9 protein-coding genes are annotated in these 12,046 nt (G+C 43.0%); 2 read left to right on the plus strand and 7 right to left on the minus strand.

Features of this window, described 5'->3' with window-relative positions:
• Positions 1-68: 68 nt before the first annotated feature.
• Positions 69-1,085: an ester cyclase gene (locus tag VEJY3_RS22845; protein WP_014234801.1), complete on the minus strand. Its 1,017-nt coding sequence runs from the start codon at positions 1,083-1,085 to the stop codon at positions 69-71.
• Between the two features lie 98 nt (positions 1,086-1,183).
• The gene (locus VEJY3_RS22850) at positions 1,184-2,476 is read right to left on the minus strand and encodes an MFS transporter (RefSeq protein WP_014234802.1); all 1,293 of its coding nucleotides are present in this window, start codon (positions 2,474-2,476) and stop codon (positions 1,184-1,186) included.
• Between the two features lie 328 nt (positions 2,477-2,804).
• On the opposite strand from VEJY3_RS22850, the gene VEJY3_RS22855 reads away from it, so the two are divergent.
• Both VEJY3_RS22855 and VEJY3_RS22860 read left to right on the plus strand, forming a co-directional pair.
• Positions 2,805-4,346: a sodium:solute symporter gene (locus VEJY3_RS22855; protein ID WP_014234803.1), complete on the plus strand. Its 1,542-nt coding sequence runs from the start codon at positions 2,805-2,807 to the stop codon at positions 4,344-4,346.
• An 11-nt stretch (positions 4,347-4,357) separates the two neighbouring features.
• Positions 4,358-5,728, plus strand: a complete 1,371-nt coding sequence (locus VEJY3_RS22860; RefSeq protein WP_014234804.1) for an L-serine ammonia-lyase — start codon at positions 4,358-4,360, stop codon at positions 5,726-5,728.
• Positions 5,729-5,780: 52 nt separating this feature from the next.
• On the opposite strand, the gene VEJY3_RS22865 is transcribed toward VEJY3_RS22860, so the two are convergent.
• From VEJY3_RS22865 to VEJY3_RS22885, 5 genes are all read right to left on the minus strand, one after another.
• Positions 5,781-6,752 (minus strand): ester cyclase, encoded by a 972-nt coding sequence (locus tag VEJY3_RS22865; protein WP_014234805.1) that lies wholly within the window; start codon positions 6,750-6,752, stop codon positions 5,781-5,783.
• A 30-nt stretch (positions 6,753-6,782) separates the two neighbouring features.
• Positions 6,783-8,003 (minus strand): carbohydrate ABC transporter permease, encoded by a 1,221-nt coding sequence (locus VEJY3_RS22870; protein ID WP_014234806.1) that lies wholly within the window; start codon positions 8,001-8,003, stop codon positions 6,783-6,785.
• A 24-nt stretch (positions 8,004-8,027) separates the two neighbouring features.
• Complete coding sequence (locus VEJY3_RS22875) at positions 8,028-9,053, minus strand: carbohydrate ABC transporter permease (RefSeq protein WP_014234807.1); 1,026 nt, start codon at positions 9,051-9,053, stop codon at positions 8,028-8,030.
• Between the two features lie 171 nt (positions 9,054-9,224).
• Complete coding sequence (locus VEJY3_RS22880) at positions 9,225-10,295, minus strand: ABC transporter substrate-binding protein (protein WP_014234808.1); 1,071 nt, start codon at positions 10,293-10,295, stop codon at positions 9,225-9,227.
• A gap of 174 nt (positions 10,296-10,469) precedes the next feature.
• Positions 10,470-11,597, minus strand: a complete 1,128-nt coding sequence (locus tag VEJY3_RS22885) for an ABC transporter ATP-binding protein (protein ID WP_041170435.1) — start codon at positions 11,595-11,597, stop codon at positions 10,470-10,472.
• Between the last annotated feature and the right edge of the window lie 449 nt (positions 11,598-12,046).

Here is a 12,046-nt window from a genome sequence, read left to right on the forward strand (position 1 = left end):
AGCATATCCCCTAAAGCGAGAAGACATTCAGGGGATACATCAGGGCAGATGACCGCCCTAAATACTTCTTAAAGAGAAGGGTTTAAGATTTTCTGAGTACGTTCGAATACGTCTAGCCCCTGCTGCTTTAACCAGTAAGGCAGGTCGATCAGAACCCAGTTTTCAGATAACTTGTCACCGTCGCGGTAGTAAACATCGACTACTTGCATATCTGCACGTACTTCACCACCTGTCATACCTAAGAAACCACCAATAGGCGTATTAGATAGGTTTGGCCAACCAAAGAAACAAGAGAAATTACCTTCTGCAAAACGACAAACGTGGCCGTTAAACTTCTTGTCTTTTAGGTTGTTACGGAACGGTAGCTGGTGCTGTTGTTGGTAGCGAGGGATCGTGTAAGAAGCACCGATACCACATGGGCCGTACCAGATCATATCTTTAGACCAACTCTTTTCTAATACTTCTGGTGGGCAACCCATTGCGCCACTATCATTAAGCGCAGATAAGTCATCAACCATCTTGTTGACTAAGGCCAGTGTTGCTACGCCTTCTTTTGGATCCGCATCTTCAAAAAGTAGACCATCGTGATTACGAGGACCCGGGTAAACGAAATGCTTACCGGTAGACGGTGGAAGTGGGTAACAACCTGCTTGGTCCATTGCACCTAAAAGGTCAAGGAAAAGACCCGTTTTAGTGATCTTGCCGTTTTCGACACAATTGAACTCTGCGTAACGGATGTTCATGATCTTGCCAGTTGGACGCATTCCTAAGTACTCGGCGTCGAATAGCCCCATGAAGTGTCCCATACTCATTACCCAGATTTCTCCAGCCGTTACTTCGTTCTCACCTCCGATAAAGATATCTTGACGACGCTGCATGCGAGTCATTGATTTCATTAAAGGAACCCAGAAAACATCAGCGGCTGCTTTAGCACCTTGTTGCTCTCGAAATGGATAAACGCCTCGCCATAGGTAGTTTTCTGAAGTGTGCGCTTTTAGTACTTCAGCAACGTTTTCATGAGTTGCATTTTCCATAGCGTCGAAGTATTGACGAACAACTCGTTTTGCTTCTTGGTATTTAGACATAATAAATCTCTCTTTATGCTGTCGAGTCAGCGTTGGGAACAGGACTCAAGTTTATTTTTTCATCCGGCTGGGCTGCCAGCCGGATATATATAATTTGATTAAGCGTTTGCTGATTCGGATGTTTTGTTCTTATCGAACAATCCGCCTTTTAGAGTCTCTGGCAATGAGAGCCATAGAAGAGCAGCAACAATCCATACGATTGGTGATCCCCACATCGCAGTTTGAAGATCGGTACGCTCTTGAATAAATATAAGCACCATAGGAGCGAACATGCCGATGATACGGCCACCGTGGAATAAAGCGGCGCCGAAACTGCGTAGATGCGATGGAAATAATTCTGAGAAATATCCCCCCCATACCGCAGAAGCTGAAAGGCCAAAGTTATAAATAAGGCCTAGTAGCGCTAACATGTTCAAGCTGCCAATCATCACATCACTTGGTGCAACAAAGAAAATAGACACCATAGTACCCGCGAGAATGAAGCCGAACGCGTTCACCTTACGACCAAATTTGTCCGCGATCGCCCCCCAAACCCATGCACCAAATAGCGAACCGAATGCAGAGATAGAAAAGATAAGGCCGATCGTTGCTCCATCAAACTGACGCACTTCTTTGAGGTATGTGGTGACAAAGCCTGAGAAAAATTGGTAACCATAAAAGTTAAGACCAGCGAGTAATAAACAGGTGATAGTAATCTTGCGGTAAGGTTGACTTAACATCTCACCCCACGACCCTTTTTTTACACTTGCTCCAGACGCTTCGTTGGCTGACTCTTCTTCACCATAAGCAATGGTCTTTTTGTCACTTGGTAAAATAAAAACCATGACAATAGCCGCCACTAGAGGAGGTACGCCACCAACCCACATTAGGCTCTGCCAAGGCGCATCAATGCTTGAAATAAACGCGGCATACGCACCCATGACCATCAAAGCAACGGAAAACATAGAAGAAGCAAAAGCGGTTAATTTTCCGCGTACTGTTGGCTGGAAAAGACCAATCATCATACTTACAGCGACTGTAAAGTAACCACCTAGAGAGATACCAACGATGAATCGCATTGCTGCCCATGTCGCGTAATCACTAAACATCATGTTCATAATCGTTGCGCCACCATTGAGCACGGTGATGACAATTAGCGTATTCTTTTTACCAAAGTTGGTTGCAAACCAAGCACATGACAATGCACCGATGAGCGCTCCTAGTGATTGCCAAGTATAAAACTGGGCAGTATCCGATAAACTAATGCCTTCATAAGCCTCTACAATGTATGGGCGTACGTAGTCAATAATTACAAAGTTGTAACAATAAAAAAAGTAACCAACCAATATCGCAAGATAAGCTGCCACCCTTTGAATCATAGGAACTTCGCTCATGTGTTTTTTAGCATTCATGACCGATAAACCTCTATTTATATTAATATATTTTCTATTTAAGTTAAATTTACACGATCGTTTTGTTGGATGTCTCCGAATTCGTGTCGTGGCTAATCATAAGGTTATCCATCACATTTGATCTGTGATCAAAGTCAATTTAAAAATGAATACGCACCCATTTGTTGATTTTTAGTGACATAGATCTCGTAAAATAGACTGCCTTGATAAATTTCAGACCATGTAAGTGATAAACATCACAGTTATCACGCGGTGATATCATAAAAAGTCTATTTTAAAGTAGTATCTCAGGATAATAACTAATCAACCAAAGCAGGAAAACCTCAAAATGGTTACGTACTCAAGCCTTGCGGTAATTATGTTATACATAGTAACTACCCTATTAATCAGCTACTTAGTAAATAAGCGTTACAGTATAGGTGGCGACTTTTCTACGGGGGGGAAGCAATTTGGCTGGTTTACTGCCGGGGTATCAATACTCGCGACTTACATTAGTGCAATGACTTTCGTAGGGATGCCTGGATGGGTTTACAGCTCTGGCATGGAAGCGATGAGTATTCACTTAAATTATCCTATCGTGATCTTTTTTACCGTTATTTTCTTTGTACCCGTTTTCTACAGATTGAAGTTAACCTCCATCTATGAGTACCTTGAGCACCGCTTTGGCGTTATCGCAAGAACCATCAATTCGACGGTGTTTCTTGTAGTCCAATGCATTTCGGCGGGCGTAATTCTATATGCTGTCGCACTGATTATTGTTCAGGTCCTGCCGATCAGTATTTCAGAAGCAATTATCTACATTAGTATTTTTACCGCTTGCTACACCTATTCAGGTGGTATCTCAACGGTGATTTGGACCGATATGTTGCAATCAGCGGTTTTAGTAGCCGCCAGTATTGCGATTTTTGCTACTTTGCTGACAGAGATAAATGCTTCAAGTCACCTATCGCAAGAGCATTTAAATATTATTAATTTCAACTTTGATTTAGGCGTCGATACTACCTTTTGGGCAGGGATTGTAGCGGTTAGTTTTCTTCACTTAAGTGTATATGGTACCAATCAACTGATTATCCAACGCACGCTGGCAACAAAATGTGAGAAGACGGCACAGAAGTCGATGTTGCTTTGTGGGTACGGTGCTTTTTTTATTTATCTGTTCTTTGCAGTCCTTGGGGTTTTACTCAGCGTTTTCTATCAGGATCAATCGATTGAAAATAGTAACGAAGTGATTTTGGATTTCGTATTCAATCATACCAATCCACTTGTCGTTGGGTTGGTCATCTCTGGTTTAAGTGCTGCCGCGATGTCAACCCTTGATTCAACTTATAACTCCATGGCGACGGTAGCAACGTTCGATATCTACAAACGTTTTATCCGCAAAGGAGCTAATGATGAACACTATGAAAAAGTAGCGAGGAAATTCAGCCTACTTGCCGCAGGGATAGTTGTTGTGCCAGCACTACTTGCGGTCTCAAATGAGTCTGTCCTCAAAACTATTGCCAGCTTGACCTCTATCTTTGTCGGAATTCGTTTGGGGTCATTCGTACTTGGATTGTTCTCGAGCAAAGCAAATGAGAAGGGTGTAATTATTGGTAGCCTCATGAGTATCATTGTGGTGTTTTCTGCAAGATACTTTGATATAGCGTGGCCTTGGTTTGCACCTATCGGTACATTTGTTTTCCTTTTGTTTGGTGTGTTGGTAAGTCTTCGTTGGGGCTCAGTCACGACCGAGCAACAAACCTTTATTAATCATCAAAAACATCTTTTTGCAAAGCCAACCACAAGCCATTATGGATTGCTGGTGTTTGCGGTAGCGACCATCATTGTTTGTATGGTCCTCCCCGACTGGCTCTATGCTGCATTGTCATAGCGAGTAAATTTATGCTGTCCATCTTTGATATATACAAAATTGGTGTAGGCCCTTCCAGCTCTCATACTAATGGTCCTATGATCGCGGGTTACCACTTTACACGTTTGATAGAATCAAACTTGGCAAAAGTGAAGCGTATTCAAGTTGATTTGTACGGATCACTTTCGTTAACAGGGATTGGCCACCATACAGACCGAGCCACCATATTAGGGCTATTGGGTAACAAACCTGACACTATTAATATTGCGTCTGCCAACAGCGCGATGCGCAAGGCGATTGACGAAGGCATGTTATCTGTCGATGGTCGCCATGACATCGAATTCAACTATAAAACCGATATGCTATTTCATGAGGAGAATCTTCCTCTACACGAAAATGGCATGACGATTACCGCATTCGATGAGCTAGGTAATCATGTTAGTTTTGAAACGTACTATTCAATTGGTGGTGGTTTTATTGTGACTGCCGACGAGTTGAATAATGGCAGTACAACCACATCTGTGAAAGTTGAGTTTCCATTCTCAACGGCTGATGAAATGCTAGCACAAGCTGACAAATATGGTATGAGCCTAGGTGGCATGATTCTGAAAAATGAACAAGCGTTTCAGGATATAGAGGCCATTAATCGTCGCGCCGATCAGATATGGGATGTAATGACAGGTTGTATGGAACGTGGCTTTGAGACAGAAGGCATTTTGGAGGGCGGTTTGAATGTTACCCGCCGAGCTCCAAACTTATTGAAAAAGCTCGAAGCGAACGCTGCCATAGAAAACGATCCTATGGAAATCATGGATTGGATAAACCTCTTCGCCTTTGCGGTCAGTGAAGAAAATGCAGCAGGAGGACAGGTTGTAACATCTCCAACTAATGGTGCGGCAGGCGTGATCCCAGCAGTATTGATGTACTATCACCGCTTTATCAACAAGCTAGATACTAAACAATTAATCGATTTCCTGGCCGTCTCTGGCGCAATTGGCATTTTGTACAAAACAAATGCCTCGATATCTGGTGCAGAAGTAGGTTGTCAGGGCGAAGTCGGAGTGTCTTCTTCAATGGCAGCAGCAGGCTTGACGGCGCTTCGCGGTGGAAGTAATGAGCAAATCTGTATTGCCGCTGAAATCGCAATGGAGCATTCACTAGGCATGACCTGTGATCCTATTGGTGGCTTGGTGCAAGTTCCTTGCATTGAACGCAATGCGATGGGGGCAATGAAGGCGATCAATGCATCACGGATGGCGCTCAAGCGTAATAGTAAATGCTTGATCTCGTTGGATAAGGTTATCGCAACCATGTACCAAACCGGTAAAGATATGAATAAGAAGTACCGTGAAACATCACTGGGTGGATTAGCTTTGATTCACTTAGCCCCACCTTGTGAATGATCCCTGCTTGTAAAATGCTAGCGTTGATAACGCTAGCATTTTACGAGGCAATCTATCCCTGAGATATAAGTATCTGTTTATGTATCGCCACTTCATCAATCAGAGTGAATTCCCTTCTTATTCCCCTAGGTCCAAACTCTACATGAGATATTCCCATAATATAGACTCGCTGCTGAGTAGGTTTACCCAACATACCATACCCCGAATGTGTGCCATTCAACGACCACCGGATTGCGGCTCTTGGCGACATCATAGGATCATTATTCCCCATCACATGTTCAATTTTAAACTCCGCATCAGGAACTGACGCGCGTAAGCTCATCCAAAACTGATCAATTTCTTTATGTGATAAGGCTCCTTGATTACCCGAATATTCGCCAATACAGGCTCGATCATAATTGCTAGGAATCACTGAAAATTCAGAATTCATAATGCGGTTCAGAATATCGCGGTACTTTTCTCCCCACTCAGTTTGATTACCAATACCGCGATACGGGCCTTGAATATCATTTTCGGGGAGAAACGGTTTAACGCAATGCGCTATTCCACCTTCTAACTCAATCAACTCTCTTGCATACTCTCTGGGTGTTTTTCCTAGTTGCATTGCAATGGCCGCTTGGTCTCTTACGAGCCACTCGTCATTAATTTGATCATTGACTGCATGGCAATCGGCCAAGATCCGATATTTTATTTGTTTTCCTGTCGGCTCACCATAAGCACCGTAGTGGCTATGTGTTGCAGTACAAATAAGACGATGCGAAGAAAGCATTCCTTGTTCAGGAGTTCCGGTCCAAATTACGTCTTCAGCATAAAGTTGACGATCCGGCAACTCCGCAAGTGTTGACATCGTGGCAGCTATCACTCCCTCATTACCTTTTACTATTGAAGCCGGCGAACGCACAATAATATCGGGGGCGTAATAGTGATTGAGCGTATGTACCCCTCTATCTTCCCAGATCGCTTTGGTGACACCGATGATATAGTCTGGGAAATCTTTCCATTTAGCGTTAAAACCTTTCATCATATCCTTGATATCCATCGTTAAAGACAAGTACTAGCCTTTTACTGCACCAGCGGTAAGACCGGATACAATTTGTTTTTGGAACACGATGACCAGCAAGAAGAGCGGCGCGGTAATTGATACGGCAGCGGCAACGGCTTCGACCTGATCTGTCATCGTGGTTTCTCTATTAAAATATTGAGTGATCGCAGGAACCATCGTTTGTGACTGCGCATCCAACAACAGTGAGGTAACTAAAAAGTCGTTGTACCCCAACAAGAATGAGAACAATCCGGCCGTAATGATACCTGGCCACGCCACCGGTAATACGGCACGTCGAAACGCTTCGAAACGAGTACAGCCATCCACCATTGCCGCTTCATCAAGATCTTGAGGGATATTTTGAAAGAATGAGCGGAGCATCCAAATTGTAAACGGTTGGTTTATGGCAACTAACACAATGATGATTGCCATTGGTTTGCCATATAGTGTTGGCGCTACCTCACTAAATAGACTAAAGAACCACCCAGTCCAAGCGCTTTCCCACAGTGGGGCAAGAATTTCGCTGGAATTAACAAACGCAGGTAGATAGCCAGCCACAAGCACAGAGTGCGGTAGTGCTCTTAATATCAACGCGATGATTAACAACCAAAATGCAAGACTAGAGTTGGTTCTTGACAGCGCGTAACCAGCTAAGGTTCCAATAGAGAGCGATATACAGACCACGCCCGCGGTCACCACCATCGAGTTGGTAAATTGGTTGTAGAAACCGTTTTCAATCCATACGGCCTGATAGTGCTGCCAAGTAAACCCTATCACTGGCTCAACTACTCCACCCAATAGTGGGATCTCCACCAATAAAAACGTCACTAGCTGGTTCACCGCTGGTACGACAATAAACGCGCATCCAACAATAGCCAAAGCATAAACTCCGACGGCAAAGAGCTTACTTACAGCCTCCGTTCTATGTTTGGAAAAATAGTGAACGACATCACTTCCGTATCGAGTAGGAGCCCTAAATACCAAATAACCAAAGGTAGCCCAGAGCATAAATTCAAATGTCGAGATGCCTCCAACCGATTCCAACGTTTCAAAACCCATCAAAACCTGCAGTGGATTAGTCGCAAAAGAGTCCATTGGCAATTTAAATGACATTACCGCAATCCAGACTAATGGAAATGAAGCAATTAGTACCCAGACCGCAAGCAGAATATTGGTGGTCAATTTAAGGCTTATCGGCTGGCGAAATGCCCTAGGGACGTCTGAAGTAATCATGATTTTATTCCTTAAATTTCTCAATTAGCTTCGTTTGTGATCACGCCAGGTACGACGCAAGACGGGTATCAAAAGGATAATAATCCCGACAAGAGTGAGCATGGACGAAGCAGATGCTCTTGAAATAGAGCGATTCCCCGTATTATCTGGAGTGAGCAGATCAAACGTGAGCCACTGCAGTGATATAACATGCGCTTCACTACTAAAACCGATAACTTCTTCAAACACTCGATACGCATCCATTAGATGCACCATTGAAACAAAAATGATGAGTGGCATTAGATGTGGGATGATCACTGAACGCGTTCTCTCCCAACGTGAGGCACCATCAACAATTGCCGCGTCTAACGTATCCTGGTTTACTGATTGCAGACCCGCATAAAAAATAATGAAAGCAAAAGGGGCGACGTGCCAAACACGATAAAACATCATCAATGTTTCGATTGTCCAAGACTGAGCAAACATCGAAAACTCGTAGCCTAGTAGATTCGATAAACCTGCACTAAGAATACCGTTACTTTCAAACAACCAACGGATTGATAACGCACCAATAACTGGCGTGATAATAAAAGGGAGTAGAGAGACAAATATTATAGGGCCTCTTAGTGACTTGACGGTATTGTGTACAGCAATCGCAAGCGCAAGGCCTAAGCCTAAGACCAAAGGTAAAGTTATCAAAGTGAAAGTTAAGGTGAAACGAAGCGCTTTATAGAAATCTATCGACAAAATACTTGATAAACTTTCACCGTCTCCCGTCAGCGCAGATATCACTCGAGACGGTTGTAGCATTTCCCAATAGCTACCCAAACCAACAAACTCTGTCACTTCAATCGCATTACCTTGGCTATCAAACGTAGGGCGACTGGTCACTTCCGTTGTACAAGTCTGGACTAAAAAACCGGGAGAACATTGTTCTATTTTAACTTCTTCATAAACAGGTTTCGTTACATGCAAGCTTTGCCAGAAAACACTTATCAAAGGGGCTGCAATAAAAAAAACCATCATAAAAATTGAGGGGGCAATAAATGCCAAAAAGGTACTGCGGCGCATTACTTTCTCCTAAATTAATGTATTCACACTATGTACCCACCACCTATCAGTAGATATGACCGTCCAAAGCGGGAAAGCTCGTGCTATAAATTCGCGATCATTAGAATTCAAGTGATGAGGTTTTTGTCTCCCCCATATTTACAATGATGAGGAAGACAACGTCATAGTGATTTACAGCAACCCTGACTCTTTTGCCGATGTAAGATATTTGGATTCAATTTCCTGCAGTGTGGCTTCCAGAGACAGATCTCCAATTAGGTAGCCTGATACTGTAGTCCCAAGCGCAGATTGCATCAGCCCCATAGGTGTGGAGGCCGGGTATGCAGGTGTTCCCGCTTGCGCATTCGCGATGGAACCCATCGAGTATTTACTTGGTTCAAAGCCTTTGATTAACCAAGTCGCAACCTCTTTGTTTTTATTCGCCATCTCTGGTGTTAGTGAAGATATGGCGGTACGAAATGCTGCTTCGGCTTCTTGGTCGGTAATATTGGCGGCAATCGTCACCCCATCCCACCACAGTGTTGACGCAGGTTTACCATTTGGCACAGCGGAAGGCGCCGCCGCAAACCCAACTTTTCCTGCGACTAAAGATTCGGTTTCATCATCAACCGCACTTGCTCTCGATGCCCATAAGTTTGCGATCGCCGCTTTATTCTGTTGAAGATTTTTCTGTACTATTGTTGAGTCTGCAATTAAGAACTCAGGATCCATATATTCGGAAAGTGCTTTCAGCATTTTAAGTGTTTTTTTGCCAGCTTCGCTGTTCACCATAGGCTGATTTGATTGGTCAAAAAACGCTCCACCGTAGCTAAGATATAGATTGCTAAACTCCATACCTAGATTCCAGCCCGTTTTATAAGTGCCAGTTAACGGATAGCGCATAATGCCAGCATCACGAATTTTTTGTGCAGCCTCTAATACTTCATCATAATTTTTTGGTGTGGAGATATTGAGTTGCTCCAGGATATCTTGGCGATAAACTAAATGTTGGGTGTTGATCATCATTGCAATCGCCATGATTTTACCATCGACTTTTATCAGCTGATTAGGCGATAAGTTTTGACCATATTTTGCGACTAACTCATCTAAAGGACGAATCGTTTTCTCATTAAGTAATGGTAACAGTGTTTCGTTTGACACCCCTGCAATATGGTAGAGTGCGGGGTTCGTAGCGAGAGCGGCAGGTTGTTTAACCTTAAATTCATTGTCGAGTTCTGCATGGAACTTTCCACATTTACTCATCTCGGTAGTCACCACTTTCCATGCTTGAAAACTGGCTGATAACGACTTAATTTCCGATTGATTCGAAAAATTGCAATCAGCGAATACGGAAGTTGTAACTAAGCTGGAGCTTAATACTACTAAACTAGCTATCTTTCTGAACATAATAAAATCCCTTTTACTTATCTACATCGGTTAAATACGTTGGCCTGTTTCTTTGTCAAACAGGTGGCAATGAGAAACATCGAGCTGGAAACTGACTGGCTGGGCAATATCTATACGAAAATGCTTATCGGCTTTCGCTGCAAATAAAGAACCTCCGGCTTTCACCGTAACCATAGTGGCATCACCGAGCAATTCCATGCTGTAAACCGGTGCGCTCACCGCAACTTGAGGTTCAATTTCTTGTCGTTTACGAGCCGCCGTTCCAAGTTCACTGTATGTGTTATAAATAGGAACAGAACTTAATGATTGATACTCCGTGACCACAGCATCCTCGGCCCGGTAACCTAGAATAACGTCGCCCTTAATATCGGGATTAAAACCGCCCAGGCGAATATTATCTGATTCGAATACGCCATCTTTGATTTTCCCTTCAATCAAGTTCATCGCGGGTGAGCCAATAAAACTCGCAACAAAAATATTGGCTGGATTGTTGTAGATTTCCGTCGGCGTTCCGACTTGCTGAATCTCTCCGCCGTTCATGACCACGACACGATCAGCAAGCGTCATTGCTTCTATCTGATCATGAGTAACGTAAATTGTGGTGACTTTAAGTTCATGCTGTAAGTGTTTGAGCTGAGCACGAGTGGATACGCGAAGTTTGGCGTCCAAGTTTGATAGTGGTTCATCCATGAGGAAAACGGTGGGTTCGCGTACGACCGCACGTGCTAAAGCAACGCGTTGGCGCTGGCCACCAGACAACTCCCTCGGATAGCGTTCGAGTAGATCACCTAGCTCAACCATGTCAGCGGCACGCTTAATCCTTTCATCATGAGTTTTAGGATCAACTTTTCTTACTTTGAGTGGAAAACGAATATTTTCATAGATGGTTAGATTTGGGTATAAGCCATAACTTTGAAACACCATAGCGACATCTCTGTCTTTTGGGTCAAGTTCATTTACCACTCGATCACCAATGTAAATTTCGCCACTTGAGGGATCCTCCAAACCCGCAATCATTCGCATTGTAGTTGTTTTCCCGCAACCTGAGGGACCAAGGAACACAACAAACTCTTGGTCTTTTATATCAAGGTTAACATTATTTACACCATAGACTTTCCCCCACTTTTTAGTCAGGGATTTCAGTTGAATTCTCGCCACACTTCCTCCGGAGTAACATTTTAGTAACATTCAAACAAACATTTCACACAATGCATACGAATGCAAAGAGTCTTGGAAATAAATTGTGAACAATGAGACATCCGACAAAAAACAAACAATAGATTAAATAACTATATACTGGCAATTATTACAAATAAAAAACCAACTTTAGATTGATTGACAAATTAGAATCACAAAAATTAACCTTAATTTAATCAAAAATACTTTTTACATGTAATTAAAAACTCCAATAAAATATGAAAAGTTCTTTTAAAACTCTTAAATATTGACTAGTTTTCGCTTATTAAATGATTGGATATGTATGCAAAAGACCGGTTTGAACAAATTAAGCTTGCCATACCCATGGAAGTTACAATGCCACTTTGTCGACCAGAAGCGTCTTGAAAACCAGCGATATAACTCGATAGCATTGGAATATGAAGAGCCCG

It is taken from the genome of Vibrio sp. EJY3 (assembly GCF_000241385.1).
Classification (GTDB): Bacteria; Pseudomonadota; Gammaproteobacteria; order Enterobacterales; family Vibrionaceae; genus Vibrio; species Vibrio natriegens.

Bases quoted from the DNA above. Each gene is read 5' to 3' on its own strand.
- VEJY3_RS22865 (WP_014234805.1), bottom strand. From the start codon at position 6,752: ATGATGAAAGGTTTTAACGCTAAATGGAAAGATTTCCCAGACTATATC.
- VEJY3_RS22845 (WP_014234801.1), bottom strand. From the start codon at position 1,085: ATGTCTAAATACCAAGAAGCAAAACGAGTTGTTCGTCAATACTTCGAC.
- VEJY3_RS22860 (WP_014234804.1), top strand. From the start codon at position 4,358: ATGCTGTCCATCTTTGATATATACAAAATTGGTGTAGGCCCTTCCAGC.
- VEJY3_RS22870 (WP_014234806.1), bottom strand. From the start codon at position 8,003: ATGATTACTTCAGACGTCCCTAGGGCATTTCGCCAGCCGATAAGCCTT.
- VEJY3_RS22850 (WP_014234802.1), bottom strand. From the start codon at position 2,476: ATGAATGCTAAAAAACACATGAGCGAAGTTCCTATGATTCAAAGGGTG.
- VEJY3_RS22855 (WP_014234803.1), top strand. From the start codon at position 2,805: ATGGTTACGTACTCAAGCCTTGCGGTAATTATGTTATACATAGTAACT.
- VEJY3_RS22880 (WP_014234808.1), bottom strand. From the start codon at position 10,295: ATGAGTAAATGTGGAAAGTTCCATGCAGAACTCGACAATGAATTTAAG.
- VEJY3_RS22875 (WP_014234807.1), bottom strand. From the start codon at position 9,053: ATGCGCCGCAGTACCTTTTTGGCATTTATTGCCCCCTCAATTTTTATG.